20 protein-coding genes are annotated in these 22286 nt (G+C 50.8%); 7 read left to right on the forward strand and 13 right to left on the reverse strand.

Annotation, left to right across the window (positions count from 1 at the left end; genetic code table 11):
- From AC6EMZ_RS00485 to panE, 5 genes are all read right to left on the reverse strand, one after another.
- Positions 1-723, reverse strand: a complete 723-nt coding sequence (locus tag AC6EMZ_RS00485; RefSeq protein ID WP_498400413.1) for a glucosamine-6-phosphate deaminase — start codon at positions 721-723, stop codon at positions 1-3.
- Positions 720-2039, reverse strand: coding sequence for a 6-phospho-beta-glucosidase (locus AC6EMZ_RS00490; RefSeq protein WP_498400414.1), 1320 nt, complete (start codon positions 2037-2039; stop codon positions 720-722). The genes AC6EMZ_RS00485 and AC6EMZ_RS00490 overlap by 4 nt, the downstream gene beginning before the upstream one ends.
- 12 nt (positions 2040-2051) lie before the next feature.
- Positions 2052-3320: a PTS sugar transporter subunit IIC gene (locus AC6EMZ_RS00495; RefSeq protein ID WP_498400415.1), complete on the reverse strand. Its 1269-nt coding sequence runs from the start codon at positions 3318-3320 to the stop codon at positions 2052-2054.
- A 309-nt stretch (positions 3321-3629) separates the two neighbouring features.
- Positions 3630-4223, reverse strand: coding sequence for a protein deglycase YajL (gene yajL / locus AC6EMZ_RS00500; protein WP_498400416.1), 594 nt, complete (start codon positions 4221-4223; stop codon positions 3630-3632).
- Complete coding sequence (panE, locus tag AC6EMZ_RS00505; RefSeq protein ID WP_498400417.1) at positions 4186-5097, reverse strand: 2-dehydropantoate 2-reductase; 912 nt, start codon at positions 5095-5097, stop codon at positions 4186-4188. Before panE ends, yajL begins: the two co-directional genes overlap by 38 nt.
- Before the next feature lie 128 nt (positions 5098-5225).
- Here panE and AC6EMZ_RS00510 point away from each other — a divergent pair, with 128 nt between their 5' ends.
- Complete coding sequence (locus AC6EMZ_RS00510; RefSeq protein WP_498400418.1) at positions 5226-5717, forward strand: YajQ family cyclic di-GMP-binding protein; 492 nt, start codon at positions 5226-5228, stop codon at positions 5715-5717.
- A gap of 32 nt (positions 5718-5749) precedes the next feature.
- On the opposite strand, the gene AC6EMZ_RS00515 is transcribed toward AC6EMZ_RS00510, so the two are convergent.
- The 8 genes from AC6EMZ_RS00515 to AC6EMZ_RS00550 all read right to left on the reverse strand — a co-directional run bounded on the left by AC6EMZ_RS00515 (position 5750) and on the right by AC6EMZ_RS00550 (position 14621).
- The gene (locus tag AC6EMZ_RS00515; RefSeq protein WP_498400419.1) at positions 5750-7111 is read right to left on the reverse strand and encodes an MFS transporter; all 1362 of its coding nucleotides are present in this window, start codon (positions 7109-7111) and stop codon (positions 5750-5752) included.
- 148 nt (positions 7112-7259) lie between these two features.
- Positions 7260-8147 (reverse strand): heme o synthase, encoded by an 888-nt coding sequence (gene cyoE / locus AC6EMZ_RS00520; RefSeq protein WP_498400420.1) that lies wholly within the window; start codon positions 8145-8147, stop codon positions 7260-7262.
- A gap of 11 nt (positions 8148-8158) precedes the next feature.
- Positions 8159-8485, reverse strand: a complete 327-nt coding sequence (locus AC6EMZ_RS00525; RefSeq protein WP_498400422.1) for a cytochrome o ubiquinol oxidase subunit IV — start codon at positions 8483-8485, stop codon at positions 8159-8161.
- Entirely contained in the window at positions 8485-9099 is a 615-nt protein-coding gene (locus AC6EMZ_RS00530; protein ID WP_498400423.1) for a cytochrome o ubiquinol oxidase subunit III, read from the reverse strand. Before AC6EMZ_RS00530 ends, AC6EMZ_RS00525 begins: the two co-directional genes overlap by 1 nt.
- The gene (gene cyoB, locus AC6EMZ_RS00535; protein ID WP_498400424.1) at positions 9089-11080 is read right to left on the reverse strand and encodes a cytochrome o ubiquinol oxidase subunit I; all 1992 of its coding nucleotides are present in this window, start codon (positions 11078-11080) and stop codon (positions 9089-9091) included. Before cyoB ends, AC6EMZ_RS00530 begins: the two co-directional genes overlap by 11 nt.
- 16 nt (positions 11081-11096) lie before the next feature.
- The gene (gene cyoA / locus AC6EMZ_RS00540; RefSeq protein WP_498400426.1) at positions 11097-12044 is read right to left on the reverse strand and encodes a cytochrome o ubiquinol oxidase subunit II; all 948 of its coding nucleotides are present in this window, start codon (positions 12042-12044) and stop codon (positions 11097-11099) included.
- A 477-nt stretch (positions 12045-12521) separates the two neighbouring features.
- Complete coding sequence (ampG, locus tag AC6EMZ_RS00545) at positions 12522-13997, reverse strand: muropeptide MFS transporter AmpG (protein ID WP_498400428.1); 1476 nt, start codon at positions 13995-13997, stop codon at positions 12522-12524.
- A gap of 45 nt (positions 13998-14042) precedes the next feature.
- Positions 14043-14621 carry a lipoprotein gene (locus AC6EMZ_RS00550; RefSeq protein WP_498400429.1) on the reverse strand — a complete coding sequence of 193 codons (579 nt, stop codon included), beginning with the start codon at positions 14619-14621 and terminating at the stop codon, positions 14043-14045.
- Positions 14622-14927: 306 nt separating this feature from the next.
- Between AC6EMZ_RS00550 and bolA the strand changes: the two genes are divergently transcribed.
- The 6 genes from bolA to hupB all read left to right on the forward strand — a co-directional run bounded on the left by bolA (position 14928) and on the right by hupB (position 22180).
- The gene (bolA, locus tag AC6EMZ_RS00555) at positions 14928-15245 is read left to right on the forward strand and encodes a transcriptional regulator BolA (RefSeq protein WP_498400430.1); all 318 of its coding nucleotides are present in this window, start codon (positions 14928-14930) and stop codon (positions 15243-15245) included.
- A gap of 331 nt (positions 15246-15576) precedes the next feature.
- A complete protein-coding gene (tig, locus tag AC6EMZ_RS00560) occupies positions 15577-16875 on the forward strand; it encodes a trigger factor (protein WP_498400431.1) in 1299 nt (432 codons plus the stop codon).
- A gap of 258 nt (positions 16876-17133) precedes the next feature.
- On the forward strand, positions 17134-17757 hold the full coding sequence (clpP, locus tag AC6EMZ_RS00565) for an ATP-dependent Clp endopeptidase proteolytic subunit ClpP (protein WP_003021624.1): 624 nt from the start codon (positions 17134-17136) through the stop codon (positions 17755-17757).
- Between the two features lie 127 nt (positions 17758-17884).
- Entirely contained in the window at positions 17885-19159 is a 1275-nt protein-coding gene (clpX, locus tag AC6EMZ_RS00570; RefSeq protein ID WP_498400432.1) for an ATP-dependent protease ATP-binding subunit ClpX, read from the forward strand.
- 183 nt (positions 19160-19342) lie between these two features.
- Positions 19343-21697, forward strand: coding sequence for an endopeptidase La (gene lon, locus AC6EMZ_RS00575; protein ID WP_498400433.1), 2355 nt, complete (start codon positions 19343-19345; stop codon positions 21695-21697).
- A gap of 210 nt (positions 21698-21907) precedes the next feature.
- The gene (gene hupB, locus AC6EMZ_RS00580; protein WP_010428111.1) at positions 21908-22180 is read left to right on the forward strand and encodes a nucleoid-associated protein HU-beta; all 273 of its coding nucleotides are present in this window, start codon (positions 21908-21910) and stop codon (positions 22178-22180) included.
- Positions 22181-22286: the final 106 nt, after the last annotated feature.

Genomic DNA, 22286 nt, shown 5'->3' on the forward strand with positions numbered 1-22286 from the left:
TCACAGTCGGGAAGCCGCCGCCTTATCGACGATGATGTTGAGTCGACGATGCGGTTTAAGCAGCGTTGCCGGAATAGCAGGCGTTGGCTCGGTGTTAATGGTTTTCGCGATAATCTCCGCTTTCTTTTCGCCGCTGGCCATCAACACTACCGATTTGGCGTCTAAGATAGTCTTCATCCCCAGCGAAATACCCTGTTGGATATTGAGCTGCTTACCAAAGTATTTGACCGAGACCGCCTGAGTCACCTCATCGAGACTGACAACGTGGCAGTGGGTATCCGTGGCAACGCCCGGCTCGTTGAACCCAATGTGTCCGTTCATGCCGATTCCCAGCACGATAATGTCGATGCCGCCATGTGCAGAGATGAAGCGATCAACACGCTGGCACTCTTGCGAAGGGTCGGTGTTTAAGCCGTCAAAAAAGCAGATTTGATCGTCTCTCAGGTTCAGATGATTAAAAAAATGCCCCCAGACCATTTCCCGGCAGCTTCCCTTATCGGTTTTGCCGAGCCCCAGCCATTCGTCCAGGCCAACAAACGTGGTGCGTGAAAAATCAACCTGGCCCTGCTGGCAGGCATTGACCAACGTTTTAAAGACACCCAGCGGTGTGTCGCCACCGGCGATACAAATCAGCGCATCAGGTTTGTGAGCGACGGTTTCAATCACCGTTTGCGCGACCGCGGCGCTGAGGGCCTGATAGTCTTCGACAATTTCTACGTTCATTTCGCATCCTTAGCGTATTGAGGTAAATAACGTTGGTTGACCTTCAGATAATCATTGAGGATCTGCTCGGCAACCATCGCTGATGGCACTACGGGGTTGATGCTGAGAGCCAGAAGGGCAGTGTCATAATCGCCCGTGACGGCAGCTTCAACGGTCAGTTCTTCATAGGCTTTCACGCTCTGAATCAAACCGCGAATTTTGATGGGTAATCTGCCGTAGGCCAGCGGATGCGCGCCGTGTTTATCGATCATGGCGTTGGTTTCCAGCGTGACATGATCGGGCAAGTCCGGCGTGGTGCCGTTATTCACCGTGTTCACCACGTGGATCTCTTTTTTGTCGTTGTGGATCGCACTGATGATCGAGCAGGCCGTATCGGAGTACCAGGCACCGCCGCGTTGCTCCAGCTCTTTCGGTTTATTAGCGAGATGCGGGTCCTGATAGAGCTCAAACAGTTTTCTTTCTATCTCGCGGGTCTGCTCGCCGCGTGTCCCTTTCTCACTCGCATCGCGCAGTGCCGATTCCGTCATTTCACGCGTCATAAAGTAGTACTTAAGGTAAGAGATCGGGTACATGTGCAGCGCTTTGGCAAAGCGGGCGCTAAAGCCGATATCCGGGATGTTTTTCAGAGAGTTATTCGCGCTGCCCTGCGACAGTTTCTCAATAAAATCGTCAGTGTAATCCTCACCTTTTAGGTAAATTTTATCCGCAAAAATGAGATGATTGAGGCCGATGATGCGTGCATAGACGTCTGATTTTTTCACCGCGTAGGCTTTGGCGATATCCATCATCATGCTGTTGGCACCGCTGCAAATCCCGATGGTTTTAATCGCTGAATGACGGGTAATAGCCTCGGTGACAATTCCTGCCGGGTTGGTGAAATTAATCAGCCAGGCGTCAGGGCACCATTTTTCCATGTCTTTGCAAATATCCAGCAGCACCGGAATGGTTCTTTGAGCCTTCATAAAGCCGCCAGGGCCGGTCGTCTCTTGGCCGAGCACGCCGTATTTCAGCGGGATTTTTTCATCATTGATGCGCGCATCCAGAAACCCAACGCGCAGCTGAGTCGTCACGAAATCGGCATCTTTTAGGGCTTCTTCCCTGTCCAGCGTCAGGTGAATCTTCATCGCAATACCGGCCTCTGCCACCATGCGTTGAGCGAGCCTGCCGACAATTTCCAGCTTCTCTTTCCCTTCTTCGATATCCAACAGGTAGTAATCCGTGACCGGCAGTTCGTCATAGCGCTTAATAAAACCATCAATCAGTTCCGGCGTATAACTGGAACCACCACCAATAGTGACAATCTTGAGCTTTTTCATCAGGAGTCCTTTTTACAAGATGGGATCTGCGAGTTTTTCTGCTTCGCTGTGTAAATTTTCTTCGGCAGCTTCCATTTCAAGCTGTTTACGTTCGGCCAGTTTGAAGAACGGGATCCAAACCAGTGCGGAAATAACGATGGTACAAACTGACCAGATGACGGCGGGAATATTGCCCCCGGTGACAAACCAGGCCGCGAGGATGGGAGGCATGGTCCAGGGAATTTGTAAGACCGGACGGCCAATAATGTCGAAGTACATGAGGGACCAGGTAGAAATGCACAGCAGCATTGGCGTTAAGGTAAAGGGGATCATTAACAGCGGGTTGAATACGATGGGGCAGCCAAATATCACCGGCTCGTTGATGCAAAACAGCGCAGAAGGCAAAGAGAGTTTACCCACTGATTTATAGAGCTTGCTGCGGGATCGCAGCATGGCGAAGACTAACCCCAGCGTCGCCCCCGTTCCACCAAGGCACATAAAGACGATGTAAAAACCATCGGCGGTAATATGGGGAATAGGCTGGTGGTGCAGATAGGCCTGAGTATTCTCGGCAATGTACTTCAAAAATATGGGGCTGGTAATTCCTGAAAGGACATTGTCGCCATGGATACCACAGCACCACAATAATGAAATCAGGAAGATCAATACCAGCATGCCGGGGAGCGATCCTAACCCAGTCACCAGCGGGCTCAGTATTTGCGTAAAGAACTGATTAATATCGAAGTTAAGAATGACCCTAACAAACCAAATAAGGATAATCGCGACCGCCGCAGGAATGAGGCTTGCGAAGGATTGCGCGACGGCGGGTGGAACGCCGTCGGGTAAAGTAATCACCACATTGTGATGAATAAAAAAGCGAACAATTTGAACGGTGACGATCGCAAGGATAATGGCGGAGAACAAACCGGCAGCACCCAGGTTATCTACGTTCAACTGATATTTATCGTTTAACTGTGCCAGTAAAAAGACCACCAGCGTCACGATGCAGCAGGTTATCGCGTTGAGTTGATATTCCTTCGCAAGGTTATAGCTGATACCAATGGCCGAAATAAGCCCGATGGCACCAAACGTGACAGCGACCGGAGCACTCAGTTTTTCAGCGTAGGGGCCAAGCCATTCTACCCAGCCAGGAATGGGCAAATTAGCGAGGATCAGGAACAGGCTACCGGTGATGGTGAAGGGGAGGGTCAGCGCGATGCCGTTGCGCACGGCAACCAGGATTTTGTTTTCGCCAACTCGAATCAGTACAGGAATGACTCTGCTCTCAAGAAATGTAATCACATTGCTGACTCCAGAAGAGATTTCTGTGCTCTGCCATTTTTGAATTATCACGACGAGAGAAGGCAGAGGTTTAACTGGTATATACCAGTTGAGTCAGTTTTCCATGGATGCTTTTTTCTGTCAAACAGGCGTGAAGCTATCGAAAAAGAGGGTTAGTCTGATGATTTACATGTTGTTTTTCGGTTTTATGAAGGTGTTGAGGCGAGTGATAACGCGAAAGAAAGGTGAGAACTGTGAAGCGGTACTCACTATTTGGTGCAGAAATAGTGGCTGGCATTGAGCCAGCCTGGTGGGGGAATGGACTAACGTTTAGGCTTCGTAGTAATTATAAATCCCTGCTGCGATCACCAGCGACGAGGCGACCTCATAGGCCTTTTCACGGCCAACAACCACATCAATAATCTTCAGCGCAAAATCAATCGACGTGCCTGGACCCTGGCTGGTGAGCAGGTTGAAACGCGGATCCCACACGACGCGTTTATCTACCCACTGATCTTCTGGAATGGTCTCTTTAAGCCCCGGAAAGCCGGTCATATTACCGATTGGGAAGATGTCATGGGGCACCAGTACGGTACCTGCCGCCGCGCAAATGGCCGCAACGATGCGTCCAGAAAGATGAAATTGCCTGACGGTTTCCACCAGAAGTGGACTGTCGCGCAAGCACTCCGCCCCTTTCAGTCCGCCAGGCAGGACGATAACGTCAAAATCGCCATCCGCCACTTCCACCAGTGGAGCGTCCGCCAGAATCTTCACGCCGCGTGAACAGGTGATTACCCGATCGCCATCGCTGGCGACGCTGGCGGTAGTGACGCTAATGCCTGCGCGCACCAGCAAATCGATGGTGGTGACTGCTTCGGTCTCTTCGCTACCAGGGGCGAGGCAAATCAGTGCCGACGCGCTCATACTCACTCTCCTTACGTTTTACCATGTCATACAGGCGGGCATTTTCCGGCACGCTAATGCCGTGCGCGCGAGCGCGCTTAAGCAAGTAGCCGGTAATATAATCGATTTCCGTATGCCGCAAAGCTCGGACATCCTGTAGCATGGATGAGATATTTTCTGCCGTACTATCAATGATCTGTTCGACGTAATAACGAACATTCTCGGCTGAAGTATGTAAGCCCTCACGTTCGAATACGGCCGCGACTTCAGCACATAAGACGGCAACTTCTTCAGGATGGTTTTTGAGCTCACCATTTGGACAATCCCAGAGGGCGGTAAGCGGGTTGATCACGCAGTTTACCGCCAGCTTGCGCCACAGCTGGGGGCGTATGTTGTTATGCCAGGCAACATCCGGCAGTACGTTTTGTAAAATATCTGCCAGGTAGCTGTAGTCACCATCCTGCTCTCTGGCGGGACCAATGTGCGTGACGCCGTTGGCGACATGGACGATGACATTGCCATCGCGACGTGCAGCGTGAGTGGTTGTCGCCATCAATAGCGGCTGAGCAACGCTTTTGAGTTCGTCGATAGTGCCCATGCCGTTATGCAACAGTAAAATGGGCGATGTGCTGGAAAGTGTCGTCGCCAGCGATTTTACCGCATCGGAGACCTGCCACGCCTTTAGCGTCACTAGCAACAAATCGCTCTGTGCCAGAAAATCAGGATCGTTAGCGATAAGCGACTCGTTAAAGATACTTCCATCTTCGCTAATCAGGTTTACACTGCAATACGGCTGTGGCACACGTAGCCAGCCCTGGACCTCGTGTCCATGTTTGCACAGCGCAGTGAGCCAAAGTTGTCCCAGGGCTCCGCATCCGAGCACGGTAATTTTCATTGTTCCTCCTCACCTGCAACTGCGCCAGGTGTTACAGCATAAGTATAGTGTTGCCGGCTAAGCTTCTGTTGAGTTATGCCTCGTTGCGGGTATTATGCAACGCAACAAAAGTGAAGGGAGAAGAAAAGATGCCATCTTTCGATATTGTTTCAGAAGTTGATATCCAGGAAGTACGTAACGCGGTGGATAATGCAAGCCGCGAGCTAGAAACTCGTTTTGATTTTCGCGGCGTTGAAGCGACTTTTGAGCTTAACGATGCAAATAAGACGATCAAAGTGCTGAGTGAGTCCGATTTCCAGGTGAACCAGCTGCTTGATATTTTGCGCGCGAAGTTGCTCAAGCGCGGCATTGAGGGGGCTTCCCTTGATGTTCCAGAAGAGTTCGTCCACAGCGGTAAAACCTGGTTTGTGGAATCCAAGCTAAAGCAGGGTATTGAGAGCGCGATGCAGAAGAAAATCGTTAAGCTCATCAAGGACAGCAAGCTTAAGGTGCAGGCGCAGATTCAGGGCGAAGAAATTCGCGTCACTGGCAAATCCCGTGATGACCTGCAAGGCGTGATGGCGCTGATTCGCGGTGGCGATCTGGGACAGCCGTTCCAGTTCAAAAACTTCCGCGATTAAAACAAAATTGCCCGGATTTCCCGGGCAATTTTTTAGGCTTTTAGAGCCTGCTCAACTTCAAAGCGATTCGTGACTTTGCTGTCGATTTTGACATAGGCGCTACGCTCTTCCGGGACGATCAATACTTCGCTGATGCCGTCTTTGGCTTCCAGACGTTGCCTCAACGAATCACTTATCTCAACGCCATCCGGAATTTCAACACGCAAGCTACTGACGTAGCGCGGTTCTTTCATGGTGCTGGCAACCAGCAGCCATACCATCGCCAGCAGTGCCCCGGCCAGAAATACCGTTTGTGAGTCGAAATATCCATCTAACCAGCCACCGAGTGAGCCACCAATGGCAACACCGAGAAACTGGCTGGTGGAGTAGATTCCCATCGCCGTGCCTTTGTAGCCCGCGGGAGATTCTTTGCTAATTAACGACGGTAGCAAGGCTTCCATCAGATTAAAGGCAAGGAAGAACAGCTGTACCCCGATAACCAGTTCCCAGAAATGTGGTCCGGAACCCCAAAGCACAATTTCGGCTATCAGCAATAAGGCCACGCACGTCAGAAAGACGCGTTTCATGCGGCGTTTGACTTCGGCGTAGATGATGAACGGCACCACCGAGACGAACGAGATAAGCATCGTCACCAGATAGACCTTCCAGTGTTCGGCGGCAGGGAATCCGGCAGCCGCCAGTTGACCGGGCAGGGCGACGAAAGTGGACATCAGCAAGATGTGCAGGCACATGATGCCGAAATTCAATTTGAGCAGTCGCGGCTCGACGATGACTTTGCTAAAGCAGCCTTTCACCATACCCGATTCGCGGTTCAGGATATGGTTCTTGCTGTCCGGTACGACCCAAATCGTCAATGCAATGCCGATGGTGGCTAACACGGCAATCATCCAGAACAGCGCATTAAGGCCCAGTTTATGGGTAATGATGGGGCCTAATACCATTGCAATCGCAAAGGTTACACCGAAGCTGACGCCGATAAACGCCATCGCTTTCGTGCGGTTCTGTTCACGGGTTAAATCGGAAAGCAGGGCCATTACGGCGGCGGCAATTGCCCCCGATCCCTGCAAAGCGCGGCCCAGAATAATGCCCCAGATGGAGTGGGAGAGGGCGGCAATCACGCTACCGAGCACAAAAATAAGGAGGCCGCCGACGATCAGCGGCTTCCGACCGATACGGTCGGAGAGCAATCCAAATGGGATCTGAAAAACGGCCTGTGCTAATCCATAGATTCCAATTGCCAGACCAATCAACGCTTCGCTGGCACCTTGTAGCGCCATACCGTACGTGGTCAGAACGGGCAGGACCATAAACATGCCGAGCATACGCAATGAAAACACGGTCCCTAAACCCCAGGTCGCGCGCAGTTCGCCCGGTGTCATTTTATAATCGTTCATTACCACCTCAGTTCAAAAGCAGGCACTAGTGTAGTGTGGGGAAGGGATGGGGACAACAAAGGGTTGTTTAACAAATATTACATGCTTTATTCATAGATTTAATGAATAAAAAGGGGTGCCGAAGCACCCCTTTTAACCGACTCGCATCTTACCAGACGTAGGTCAGCAGACTATGTGAATCTGGTACCATGAAATCAACGGACATCATGACGGACAACGACGTGATAGCGACAATCGAGAACACAAACAGTTTGCGAGCCCAGACCTTGTCATCTTCCACCTTGTAGCCGCGCAGGGCCATACCGAGCCACCAGACGCTCACCGCAGCCGCTACCACCAGATATTTATATCCAGCGTAACCACCCAGAGAGAGCATCAGCGTCGCAACGGCGAAGGCAATGATGTACAGCGTGATGTGGTTCTTCGCCACTGAAATGCCTTTCACGACCGGCAGAACCGGGATATTCGCTGCCTGATAATCCTTAAAGCGGAATATCGCGATGGCGTAGGAGTGCGGCATCTGCCACAGGCTAAAGATAGCCAGCAGGATGAGCGCACCACTGTCGAAATCGTTCGTGACAGCGCAGTAGCCAATCACCGGCGGCGCTGCGCCGGAGAGTGAACCAATCAGCGTACCGTAGACGGAGTGACGCTTCATATACAGGCTGTAGACGCCTACATACACCACGAACCCCATCACCCCTAGCCAGCAGGCCAGAGGGTTAGCACCAAACCACAGCAGCATAAAGCCAGCAATGCCCAGCAAGGTGGCGTACACCAGCGAGACGGCAGGAGATATCAGGCCTTTGACCAGCACCCGATTCTTGGTCCTTTCCATCTTCCTGTCGATATCCATGTCGATGTAGTTGTTAAATACACAACCGGACGCAACCACCAGTGACACACCGATCAGCGTGCTTGCGAAGAGGGTGTAATCAATGCTGCCCTTAGAGGCCAACAAGAACCCTCCGATCACGGAGATCAGGTTGCCAAAAATGATGCCTGGTTTCGTTACTTGCAGGTATTGCTTAAACATACTCGCCGCTCTTAGTGAACCATCATGTTGTAGTTGAGGTTCCACATAATCCAGATGGAACCGACTACCAGGATAGCGATGATAATCACGGTAAAGACAAAGGCCGTCATGTTCCAGCCTTCATCGGATTTGGTATTCATGTGCAGGAAGCAAACCAGATGCACCAGAATCTGTACCACAGCAGAGATAAGGACAGTGCCCAAAATCACCGTGTGAGAAGCCGTTCCGCTCATCACCATCCAGAACGGAATGACCGTCAGGATGATCGACAGGATGAAACCTGTCATGTAGGTTTTTACGCTACCGTGGGAAGCGCCATGATCGTTAGTATGACTCATTACATCGCCCCCATCAGATAGACAACCGAGAACACACAGATCCACACCACGTCCAGGAAGTGCCAGAACAAGCTCAGGCACATGATACGCGTACGGTTAGTGTTAGTCAGGCCACGACGATAAACCTGGAACATCAGCACTGCCATCCAGATCAAACCAGACGTCACATGCAGACCGTGAGTACCGACCAGCGCGAAGAACGCTGACAGGAAGCCACTGCGATCCGGACCAAAGCCTTCAGCAATCAGGTGATGGAATTCATAGATTTCCATCCCGATAAATCCCGCACCAAACAGGAAGGTCAACGCCAGCCAGGAAACAACCTGGCTCTTGTTGTTCTTGTACATGGCGATAGCCGCCATGCCGTAGGTGATGGAGCTGAACAGCAGCAGGGCGGTTTCGACCAGAACGAACGGCAGTTCGAAAATATCTTTACCGGTCGGGCCGCCTGCAGTGCCGTTCACCAGAACGGCATAGGTCGCGAACAGACAGCAGAACAGAATGCAGTCGCTCATCAGGTAGATCCAGAAACCGAAGACTTTCATCGGTCCTGTATCGTGGTGCGCGTGGTCATGCGCATGGGCAGTTGGGTGCGCCAAAGTATCAGTTGCCATTTTTCAGCCCCGCTTTAGAAATCTCGTCGAAATGCTGGTTTTCCAGTTTTTCAACTTCACGGACTGGTACGTAGTAGTCCACGTCCTCGTCAAAGCTCTTCACAATCCAGCTGATGATCACGCCAGCGAAGCTAGCGATCGCAAGCCACCAGATATGCCAGATCATGGCGAAGCCAAATACCGTTGCGAAAGCGGCAATAACAATGCCCGCACCGCTGTTTTTCGGCATGTGGATCTCTTCGTAATGCTCAGGTTTTTTGTACGCTTCGCCTTTTTCTTTCATTTCCCAGAATGCGTCGCGCTCGTGGATCTGCGGCACAATGGCAAAGTTATAGAACGGAGGCGGAGAAGAGGTTGCCCACTCCAGCGTACGGCCACCCCACGGGTCACCGGTCAGGTCACGGTTCTGCTCGCGGTCGCGAATAGAGACGTAGAACTGAATCAGCTGACACGCGATACCACAGGCAATCAGCACTGCACCGCATGCTGCAATAACCAGCATTGGGTGGAACTGCGGATCAATCTGTTGGCTCAGGCGACGGGTCATACCCATGAAGCCCAGTACGTACAGCGGCATGAAGGCGACGAAGAAGCCGACGATCCAAAGCCAGAATGCGCGTTTGCCCCAGGTTTCGTTCAACGTGTAGCCGAACGCTTTTGGCCACCAGTACGTTACGCCAGCGAAGCAGCCGAAGACGACGCCGCCGATGATAACGTTATGGAAGTGTGCAATCAGGAACAGACTGTTGTGCAGTACAAAGTCAGCGCCCGGCACGGCCAGCAGTACGCCGGTCATCCCACCTACAGAGAAGGTGACGATGAAACCAATGGTCCACAGCATTGCTGAGTGGAACACGATACGGCCCTGGTACATGGTGAACAGCCAGTTGAAGATCTTCACCCCAGTCGGGATGGCGATAATCATCGTGGTGATACCGAAGAAGGCGTTAACGTTCGCGCCCGCACCCATCGTAAAGAAGTGGTGCAGCCAAACGATGAACGACAGCACGGTAATACACACGGTAGCCCACACAAGCGACGTGTAGCCAAACAGGCGTTTACGCGAGAAGGTCGCTGCGATTTCAGAGAACACACCGAATACTGGCAGAACCAGGATGTACACTTCCGGGTGACCCCATGCCCAAATCAGGTTGATGTACATCATCATGTTGCCGCCCATATCATTGGTAAAGAAATGGGTGCCCAGATAGCGATCCAGGGTAAGCAACGCGACGGTGACGGTCAGGATTGGGAATGATGCAATAATCAGGATGTTGGCGCACAGAGATGCCCAGGTAAATACCGGCATCTTGAACATGGTCATGCCAGGGGCACGCATCTTGATAATGGTCACAAAGAAGTTAATACCGGTCAGGGTCGTACCGATACCGGAGAGCTGAATGGCCCATATCCAGTAATCGACGCCAACGCCAGGACTGTATTCAATTCCCGAAAGCGGCGGATAAGCCAGCCAACCAGTCTGCGCGAACTCACCTACGCCCAAAGACAGGTTAACCAGGATTACACCGACAACCGTGAACCAGAAGCTCAGGTTGTTCAGGAACGGGAACGCCACGTCGCGCGCGCCGATTTGCAGCGGCACAACCACGTTCATCAGACCGATAACCAGCGGCATTGCCACGAAGAAGATCATAATCACGCCGTGCGCGGTAAAGATCTGATCGTAGTGGTGCGGCGGCAAGAAGCCCGCTTCACCCGCAGAGGCAAGCACCTGCTGGCTACGCATCATGATTGCATCGGCAAAGCCACGAATTAACATGACGATACCGACGATGCAGTACATGATGCCAAGTTTTTTGTGGTCAACCGAGGTCAGCCACTCATTCCACAGGTAGCTCCACTTACCGAAGTAAGTGATCAAGCCCAGTAGGGCAGCACCACCAATGATAATTGCAGCGATAGTGACCACGATAATAGGCTCGTGGTACGGCACCGCATCCAGTGTCAATTTTCCGAACATTTTCTTCCTCGGCCCCTTAGTGAGAGGTTTCCGCGTGGCTCATGTCCATGCCTTCCATTCCTTCGTGCGAGCTATGCTCACCTTCAGGTTGGGTCACGTTCATGCTCTTGCCGTGGTCCATAAATTTGCCAACAACGTCTTTGAACAAATCAGGTTTCACGTTAGAGAAGTATTCCACCTTGTTGTATTCGCTAGGTGTCGCCACTTTATCGAATGCCGCCATGTCAGACATGGTGTTTGGAGACTGTTTCGCTTTAGCGACCCACTGGTCGAAGGCGGCACGGTCCGGCGTTGCGATAGCTTTGAACTTCATACCTGAGAAGCCTGGGCCACTGTAGCTGGCGGAGATACCATCGAAGATGCCTGCTTCATTCGCGATCAGGTGCAGGTTAGTCTGCATACCGGCCATCGCGTAAATCTGGCTGCCCAGACGCGGAATAAAGAAGGAGTTCATCACGGAGTTGGAGGTCACTTTGAACTGAACCGGAGTGTTCGCCGGGAAGGCGATTTCATTCACGGTAGCAATGCCCTGCTCCGGATAGATGAAGAACCATTTCCAGTCCATGGAGACCACTTCAATGGTAATCGGTTTTTCATCGTGAACCAGCGGTTTGCTAGGCTCAAGTGCGTGAGTAGTTTTCCAGGTCAGCACGGCAAGGAACAGGATGATCAGAATAGGAACCGTCCAGACCACAGCTTCAACTTTGTTGGAGTGTGACCAGTTAGGGCTATACTTCGCATCTTTATTGCTCGCACGGTACTTCCAGGCAAAACCAACTGCCATCAAAATGGCGGGAATAACGACAATCATCATCAGGCCAAAAGCCGTCAGAATCAGTGAGCGTTGCTCCAGTCCAATCTGCCCTTTGGGGTCAAGAAGCGCAGAATCACAGCCACTGAGTAAAACAGTGCCTGCAAATAACGACAACCATCCCAAACTTTTATTGTATTTCCTAAGTGTCATTTAACGACCTCAATTCCACGGGGACCTGGTGGCGTTTAAAGTGTGGGGGCATTTTACGGGAAGGTTACATTACTGTAAACATCATTAGCCCTGTGTCAGGAAGGTGTTACCGGGTTCTGCCGCTCATGTCACATGTGTTGCAAATTATGTCTATTTTTAAGACAAAACTGCCATGCAATGGGCTTTATAACGAAAGTACCCCTAACGATACCCTAAAAGGGGCAATTGGTATAACCAATGTCAATATTGTACAATTAATTAACAATTGGCTATCAATTTATAGACAATTAAAAAACGAAAATTCAATGTTTCAGAGGCTGAATCGTTTTACGAAAATAACGTTCTGACATGTCTTCCAATAATTTCCGAATCCTATCCCGCACAAAACAACAAATATTTTTTTTCCAGGCGTCCGTTATTTTCCCGTTATAATTTACATCCGTGATTACCACGGGAAATAACCGCATTGACTGTGTTTTAAGCCATGTGTGTTTTTCGTAAGGCCAGGAAATCGAGGATACCGCCGGTTGCGATCCCGATGATGGCAAGAAGCCCCCCTACGTCCAGTAACAACGTTTCAAAGGGGAGGTCGAGAGACGTTGTCGCATTGACGATCAATACAATCAGCCACATTACCAGCATCAGACTACCGACCATCAGCAACTGCAAGGCGATTCGATAGGAACGCTGAAATTCCGTTCGCGGCATAAAGTGTTCTGTCTTCTGGGTGTATTCCAGGGTGCGTCGGCAAACCAGCAGCAGCAAAATCCCTGGGACGGCTGCAAAGACCGAGAACAGATAAAACGTTGGCCAGCCGTGGGCTTCTACAAACCAGCCCGCAATGGGGCCTACATAAACGCGACCCACCGCCGAAAGAGCAGACAGCAAAGCAAATTGCGTCGCGGAAAATGACTTGTTGCAAAGCGTCATGAGCAATGCGACGAACGCCGCTGTTCCCATACCACCGCATAAATTCTCAAAGAAGACAGCGGTCGCCATGCTTATCATATGCTTGTCGGTAATAGAGAGTAGCCAATAGCCTGCGTTGGAAATCCCCTGCAAAATACCGAAAATCAGTAGTGCGCGGAATAACGACAGGCGCTGCATCAAAACACCACCGTAAAGTGCTCCCAGGATAGTGGCAAACAATCCCAGCGTTTTGTTCACGACGCCCACTTCGCCTGCATCAAAGCCAACACCACGGATTAAAAATGTGGTCGTCAGACTCATGGCAAATGCATCACCGAGCTTATAAAGGACGATTAACAGCAGAATCAGCCAGGCATTATTGCGGCCAAAGAAATCCTTCAATGGTTCGGCAACCGCCTGCTCCAGCGAGCGAGGAACGGGAATAACGTCACTGGGTTCCGGCGCAAAAAAGGTAGCGATAATGCAGGGTATCAGCAGTACTGCCATCAGCCAGTACATGCCCTGCCATCCGAGATAGCGGTCGGCCAGCCATAGTGCCAGCCCACCTGAGACGAGCATCCCAAGACGATAGCCCAGTACGCTAATTGCCGCACCGGTTCCGCGCTCTTCTGCCGATAGCACGTCGGTTTTCCAGGCATCAAAAACGATATCCTGCGATGCGGAACAAAAGGCAATTACTACGGCGAGGGCGGCCATCCAGCGTAGTTGCGTTGAAGGCTCGAGGAATCCCATTGCGGCAATTGCCACTAGCAGCAGAACTTGCGTCATCACTAACCAGCCACGGCGGCGTCCAAGGAAGGGCGGCGTGTAGCGGTCCATCACTGGTGACCATAAAAACTTGAAGACGTAGGCCTGGCCGACAAGAGAGAAGAAACCGATCGTTTTGAGATCGATATTCTCAACGGTCATCCACGCCTGAAGCGTGCCGGAGGTGAGCGCGAGGGGTAAACCAGACGCAAAGCCGAGGATCAGCAGAATCGCTGATTTCGGTTGCTGGAAAATGCGTAAGTAATTATTGGACATGAGTTTATGAAGTTGACCCGGCAAAGCGCCGGGTCAGTTGCTGACTTAACGCGCGTTTTGCTTGATAAAGTCGTGAATGCTGGTGTCCTGTGCCATATCGGAAATGGTATCGGTCAGCACATTATTAACCGCATTGGCGATATTTTGGTTTGAAGCCTGGAAAGCACCTTCAACAGAATAGCTGGCACGGTAGTTTTTGGTCATCTTGTTGCCACTCTTCGCGGTTGCGATGATGGCGATGTCAGCTTTAGTGGAGATATTGTAACGCACGTTGCCCTGAGAGACGTCGGCGTACAGGTTGCTGACAATGATTTGCAGATCAACTGCGCCGCTTGGGCCAATCATATAGCCACGAGCCGTCATTTGTTTTTCGAGCACTTCTTGCAGCAAGAAACGCAGATCGCGAGAAGCGGTTAACGTTACCTGCTGGTTGTCACGAGTGACTTTGGCCAGCGCTTGATCCTGACGCTGATCGGCACCGTTAATACTCACGGTCACGCCCATCAGGCTCGGATCTTGCTGAGGCAGCGTGATTTTAGGGGATACATCAATGGTGGTTGGCGGAGTGGCACAACCTGCCAGCATAAAGAGAGCTACCAACGGTAAAATGAGTTTTTTTAACATTTCAGGGTCTCAACGGATCGTATGCATATAGAGAGAAAAATTGCCGCCATCATAACATCGCCAACGGCGAGGGGAAGTGGTCAACGCATGTAAATTCATCGTCTTGTCCGAATTCTGACCGCGGCGAGTTCCTTAAGTCATATCGTTGGAGTCAAAACGTATGACGTAGAGAGTGGACCTCATTCCTTTGAATGAGAAAATCAGATGAAAGCTAAATATTTGTTGCCATGTTGTAATGGAAGCGGTAAAAGCGGCTAATATTTAAAGGGATGGGTGACCTATCAGCGTTGTCGAAGGAGTAATGTCATGATGATACGTGAACATATAGAAGAAAAATTAAGGACAGCGTTTAACCCCGTGTTCCTCGAAGTTGTTGACGAGAGCTACCGTCATAACGTACCGGCAGGTTCTGAAAGCCATTTCAAAGTGGTACTGGTAAGCGATCGCTTTACTGGGGAACGATTTCTCAATCGTCACCGTATGATTTACGGTACTCTGACAGAAGAGCTGTCCTCGACCGTTCACGCGCTGGCGCTGCATACCTACACCGTTAAGGAGTGGGAAGGGTTGCAGGATACTGTATTAGCCTCTCCACCTTGTCGCGGCGCAGGAAGTATCGCGTAGTCAATCCTGGTTGCAACCGCTGGAGCTTTTCCAGTATGTTGCATAGAGATTTTGTCAAGACGGCCTGCGGGCCGTTTTGTTTTATCCGTGTTTTGAGCGTCTGGGGCGTTTTTGAGGCGAAAAATAGCCATATTTTGTGCAAAAAGCCGCAGTAAGATGCCCCAACCGTTCTCGACTCACCCAAGTGATGCCGCTATAATGCCGCGTCTTAATGAATGTCTTCGGGATGATTCTGGCGACAGGGAATGTGAATCTGCTAAAAGTGAGCATCCCGGTATTGCGAGACAAATTCAGAGTTGACCGAGCACCGTGATTTTTTTGAGGTAATAAGATGCAAGTTTCAGTTGAAACCACTCAAGGCCTTGGCCGCCGTGTAACGATTACTATCGCTGCTGACAGCATCGAAACTGCTGTGAAAAGCGAGCTGGTCAACGTATCAAAAAAAGTACGTATTGACGGCTTCCGCAAGGGAAAAGTACCAATGAATGTTGTTGCTCAGCGTTATGGCGCCTCTGTACGCCAGGACGTGCTGGGTGACCTGATGAGCCGCAACTTCGTTGATGCGATCATTAAAGAAAAAATCAATCCAGCTGGCGCGCCGAACTACGTTCCGGGCGAATACAAAATGGGCGAAGACTTCACCTACTCTGTAGAGTTTGAAGTGTACCCAGAAGTCGAGCTGAAAGGTCTGGAAACTATCGAAGTTGAAAAACCGGTTGTAGAAGTCACCGATACCGACGTTGATGGCATGCTGGATACTCTGCGTAAGCAGCAGGCAAACTGGAAAGACAAAGACGGCGCAGTTGAAGATGAAGACCGCGTAACCATCGATTTCTCCGGCTCTGTAGATGGTGAAGAATTCGAAGGCGGTAAAGCGTCTGACTTCGTACTGGCGATGGGTCAGGGTCGTATGATCCCAGGCTTCGAAGACGGTATCAAAGGCCACAAAGCCGGCGAAGAGTTCACTATCGACGTGACCTTCCCAGAAGAATACCACGCTGAAAACCTGAAAGGTAAAGCGGCTAAGTTCGTTATCAACCTGAAAAAAGTTGAAGAGCGCGAGCTGCCAGAGCTGACTGGAGAATTCATCAAACGTTTCGGCGTTGAAGATGGTTCTGTTGCCGGCCTGCGTGCTGAAGTGCGTAAAAACATGGAGCGCGAGCTGAACGGCGCTGTGCGTAACCGCGTGAAAACTCAGGCAATCGAAGGTCTGGTGCAAGCGAACGAAATCGACGTTCCTGCTGCCCTGATCGACAGCGAAATCGACGTTCTGCGTCGTCAGGCTGCACAGCGTTTCGGTGGCAACCAGCAGCAAGCGCTGGAACTGCCTCGCGAACTGTTCGAAGAGCAGGCTAAACGCCGCGTCGTTGTTGGTCTGCTGCTGGGCGAAGTGATTCGTACCCACGAGCTGAAAGCTGACGAAGAGCGTGTGAAAGGTCTGATCGCTGAGATGGCTTCTGCTTACGAAGATCCAAACGAAGTAGTGGAGTTCTACGGCAGCAACAAAGAGCTGATGGACAACATGCGCAACGTGGCTTTGGAAGAGCAGGCTGTTGAAGCTGTTCTGGCTAAAGCGAAAGTGTCTGAAAAAGCGACCTCTTTCAACGAACTGATGAACCAGCAGGCGTAATTTCGCCTAACCGTTTAAAGTTTGAACAAAAACCCGTTGCCTTCTGGTGACGGGTTTTTTTTATCGCAGTAATAGCCCAGGAAGAGTGCTAAAACGCCCTTTCGGTGTTAGCGTTACGACAAAAGATTGTTATGCTTGAAATATGGCGATACTGACCCCATAAGTGTGAAAGCACGATGAAAGAGACTGGCTGATAATCCGTCCACAAGGTTACAATCAGTACAGCAGGTATTTTCTATATTTATCCAGGAGACGGAAATGTCATACAGTGGCGAACGAGATAACTTTGCACCCCATATGGCTCTGGTGCCAATGGTTATTGAACAGACCTCTCGAGGTGAACGTTCTTTTGATATCTATTCCCGTCTGCTTAAAGAGCGCGTTATCTTTCTGACTGGCCAGGTCGAAGACCACATGGCAAACCTGATCGTGGCGCAAATGTTATTTCTGGAAGCAGAAAACCCGGAAAAAGACATTTACCTGTATATTAACTCTCCGGGTGGCGTTATCACCGCCGGGATGTCCATTTATGACACCATGCAGTTCATCAAGCCTGACGTCAGCACCATTTGTATGGGGCAGGCAGCTTCGATGGGTGCATTCCTGCTAACGGCAGGAGCAAAAGGCAAGCGTTTCTGTCTGCCTAATTCCCGCGTAATGATTCACCAGCCTCTTGGCGGTTATCAGGGTCAGGCGACAGATATTGAGATTCATGCCCGTGAAATCCTGAAGGTTAAAGGACGCATGAATGAACTTATGGCGCACCATACGGGTCAATCACTTGAGCAGATCGAGCGCGATACCGAGCGCGATCGCTTCCTCTCCGCATCAGAGGCAGTTGAGTACGGCTTAGTCGACTCCATTTTGACCCATCGTAATTGATGCCCACGGCGCGAGTGTGCCGCTATACTAAGGTAGGGCGGCATTTTGCTTCATAGCGACTTGCGTCTGAAAATGGCATTTGCGTCGTCATGTGCGGCACAAAGAACTTAAAAAGAGGTTTGGACTCATGACAGATAAACGCAAAGATGGTTCGGGCAAACTGCTGTACTGCTCTTTTTGCGGCAAAAGCCAGCATGAAGTGCGTAAACTGATTGCCGGGCCGTCCGTGTATATCTGCGATGAATGTGTTGATCTGTGTAACGACATCATTCGCGAAGAGATTAAAGAAGTTGCACCGCACCGTGAGCGCAGTGCATTACCGACACCGCATGAGATCCGTCATCACCTTGATGATTATGTCATTGGTCAGGAACCAGCGAAAAAAGTGCTGGCCGTTGCGGTTTACAACCACTACAAACGCCTGCGTAATGGCGATACCAGTAATGGCGTTGAGCTTGGCAAGAGTAACATCCTGCTGATCGGCCCAACGGGTTCCGGTAAAACGCTGTTAGCGGAAACGCTTGCACGTCTGCTGGACGTCCCCTTTACCATGGCGGACGCCACCACGTTGACCGAAGCGGGTTATGTGGGTGAGGACGTTGAAAACATTATTCAGAAACTGCTGCAGAAGTGCGATTACGACGTACAGAAAGCGCAGCGCGGTATCGTGTATATCGATGAGATTGACAAGATCTCGCGTAAATCCGATAACCCGTCTATCACCCGTGACGTGTCCGGTGAAGGCGTACAGCAGGCTCTGTTAAAACTGATCGAAGGTACCGTCGCTGCCGTTCCGCCGCAGGGTGGACGTAAGCATCCGCAGCAGGAGTTCTTGCAGGTCGATACCTCTAAAATCCTGTTCATTTGTGGCGGTGCGTTTGCAGGCCTGGATAAAGTGATCGCTAACCGTGTTGAAACCGGCTCCGGCATTGGTTTTGGCGCGACGGTGAAAGCCAAGTCTGAAAAAGCAAATGAAGGTGAATTACTGTCTCAGGTTGAGCCAGAAGATCTGATCAAATTTGGCCTGATTCCTGAGTTCATCGGTCGTCTGCCTGTAGTGGCAACGCTGAATGAACTGAGTGAAGATGCGCTGATTCAGATCCTGAAAGAGCCGAAAAACGCGCTGACTAAGCAGTATCAGGCGTTGTTCAATCTGGAAGGCGTTGATCTGGAATTCCGTGACGAAGCGCTGGTTGCCATCGCGAAGAAAGCGATGATCCGTAAAACAGGTGCGCGTGGTCTGCGTTCCATCGTTGAAGCCGCTCTGCTCGATACTATGTACGATTTACCGTCCATGGAAGATGTCGAGAAAGTGGTGATTGACGAGTCTGTGATCGGCGGGCAATCGAAGCCGTTGCTGATTTACGGCAAGCCGGAAGCGCAGCAGGCATCTGGCGAATAATTCACCAAATCATACAAGCAGTTAATCAAAAAGGGGGGATTTTATCTCCCCTTTTATTTTTCCGTATTCATAGCGTTGAATGTGTGGGAAACATCCCCATATACTGGTTACATGTTTATGGTTGTGTGCAGCACAGTCACATAGCCTGATTACCTGGCGGACACTAAACTAAGAGAGAGCTCTATGAATCCTGAGCGTTCTGAACGCATTGAAATCCCCGTATTGCCGTTGCGCGATGTGGTGGTTTATCCGCACATGGTCATACCCTTATTCGTAGGGCGGGAAAAATCTATCCGTTGCCTTGAAGCCGCCATGGATCATGATAAAAAAATCATGCTGGTTGCGCAGAAAGAAGCATCAACGGATGAGCCGGGTGTAAACGATCTTTTCACCGTCGGGACCGTGGCCTCAATTTTACAAATGCTGAAGCTGCCTGATGGCACCGTAAAGGTGCTGGTAGAAGGCTTGCAGCGTGCGCGCATTACCACGCTTTCTGATGATGGCGAACATTTCTCTGCTAAAGCGGAGTACCTTGAATCGCCACAGCTCGACGAGCGCGAGCAGGAAGTGTTGGTGCGCACAGCGATTAGCCAGTTTGAAGGCTATATCAAGCTGAACAAGAAAATCCCACCAGAAGTGCTGACGTCGCTGAATAGCATCGACGATCCTACACGTCTGGCGGACACCATCGCGGCCCATATGCCGCTGAAGCTGGCTGATAAACAGTCCGTGCTGGAGATGTCCGACGTGAATGAACGTCTGGAATATCTGATGGCGATGATGGAGTCTGAAATCGATCTGCTACAGGTTGAGAAACGCATTCGCAACCGCGTGAAAAAGCAGATGGAGAAATCCCAGCGCGAGTACTATCTGAACGAGCAAATGAAAGCCATTCAGAAAGAACTCGGCGAAATGGATGATGCGCCTGACGAAAACGAAGCGCTGAAACGTCGGATCGACGCGGCAAAAATGCCGAAAGAGGCAAAAGAAAAAGCGGAAGCAGAACTGCAGAAGCTGAAAATGATGTCTCCGATGTCGGCGGAAGCCACCGTTGTTCGTGGCTACATCGAATGGATGGTTCAGGTTCCATGGAATACGCGTAGCAAGGTTAAGAAAGACCTGCGCCAGGCTCTGGAAGTCCTTGATACCGACCATTACGGACTGGAGCGCGTCAAAGACCGTATTCTTGAGTATCTCGCGGTGCAGAGCCGTGTGAATAAGCTCAAAGGCCCGATTCTGTGCCTGGTAGGACCACCGGGGGTGGGTAAAACCTCTCTGGGCCAGTCCATTGCGAAAGCGACCGGTCGCAAGTATATCCGTATGGCGCTGGGTGGCGTTCGCGATGAAGCGGAAATCCGCGGTCACCGCCGGACCTACATCGGCTCTATGCCGGGCAAACTGATCCAAAAAATGGCCAAAGTGGGTGTTAAAAACCCGCTGTTCTTGCTGGATGAGATCGACAAAATGTCTTCGGACATGCGTGGCGATCCCGCATCTGCGCTGCTCGAAGTGTTAGATCCAGAGCAGAACGTGGCATTTAGCGATCACTATCTGGAAGTGGACTACGATCTCAGCGATGTAATGTTCGTTGCCACCTCCAACTCCATGAATATTCCCGCTCCGCTGCTGGATCGTATGGAAGTGATCCGTCTGTCCGGTTATACCGAAGACGAAAAACTGAACATTGCTAAACGCCATCTGTTGTCGAAACAAATTGAACGTAATGCGCTGAAAAATAGCGAAATAACGGTCGATGACAGTGCGATTGTTAGCATTATCCGTTACTACACGCGTGAAGCGGGTGTTCGTAGCCTGGAACGTGAAATCTCCAAATTGTGCCGTAAGGCGGTTAAACAGCTTCTGCTGGATAAAACGCTTAAGCACATTGAGATCAACGGCGACAATCTACATGAATATCTGGGTGTGCAGCGCTTCGACTATGGTCGTGCTGACAACGAAAACCGCGTAGGCCAGGTGACTGGTCTGGCATGGACGGAAGTGGGCGGCGATCTGCTGACCATCGAAACCGCCTGTGTTCCAGGCAAAGGCAAGCTGACCTATACGGGCTCTCTGGGCGAAGTCATGCAGGAGTCGATTCAGGCTGCGCTGACCGTGGTTCGTGCGCGTGCGGAAAAACTGGGTATCAATCCAGACTTTTACGAGAAACGCGACATTCACGTTCACGTACCGGAAGGTGCTACGCCTAAAGATGGTCCAAGTGCGGGTATCGCGATGTGTACCGCGTTGGTTTCTTGTCTGACGGGGAACCCAGTGCGTGCAAATGTGGCAATGACCGGCGAAATTACGCTGCGTGGTTTGGTGCTGCCGATCGGTGGATTGAAAGAAAAACTGCTGGCTGCGCATCGCGGTGGGATCAAAACCGTATTGATTCCGCATGAGAACAAACGTGATCTGGAAGAGATTCCTGATAATGTTCTTGCCGATTTGGATATTCATCCGGTGAAACGCATTGAGGAAGTTCTGACACTTGCACTGCAGAATGAACCCTCAGGAATGCAGGTTGTAACCGCAAAATAGTGACCTCGCGCAAAGAGCGTCAATAAAAACAGGGCTGGTAAGTGAATTCGCACTTGCCAGCCTTTTTTTGTATAGCTAATTTAGATTGCTGATTGGGTTAGCCATCAACAACGGGTGTTGTAAGGTCATGGCAGGCCTGATATAACTGCTGCGCGGTCGCGTCGTGAGGGATTCACGCGCGATATAAATTATAAAGAGAGGAAGAGAACAGTGAATAAATCTCAACTGATTGACAAAATTGCTGCGGGTGCTGATATCTCTAAAGCTGCGGCTGGACGTGCGTTAGATGCATTAATTGCTTCTGTTACTGAATCTCTGCAGTCTGGGGACGACGTTGCGCTGGTAGGTTTTGGTACTTTTGCTGTTAAAGAGCGTGCTGCCCGTACTGGCCGCAACCCTCAGACCGGTAAAGAGATCACCATCGCTGCAGCTAAAGTGCCGGGTTTCCGTGCAGGTAAAGCACTGAAAGACGCAGTAAACTGATCGCTTTCTCGTTAAAGGGAAGCCGAAAAGTACAAGGGCGCATCATCTGATGTGCCTTTTTTGTTTGTCTAGCGCTACTTTATGTGAGTTTATACGAGTTGTGGGC

It is taken from the genome of Enterobacter sp. SCRI0065 (assembly GCF_059766475.1).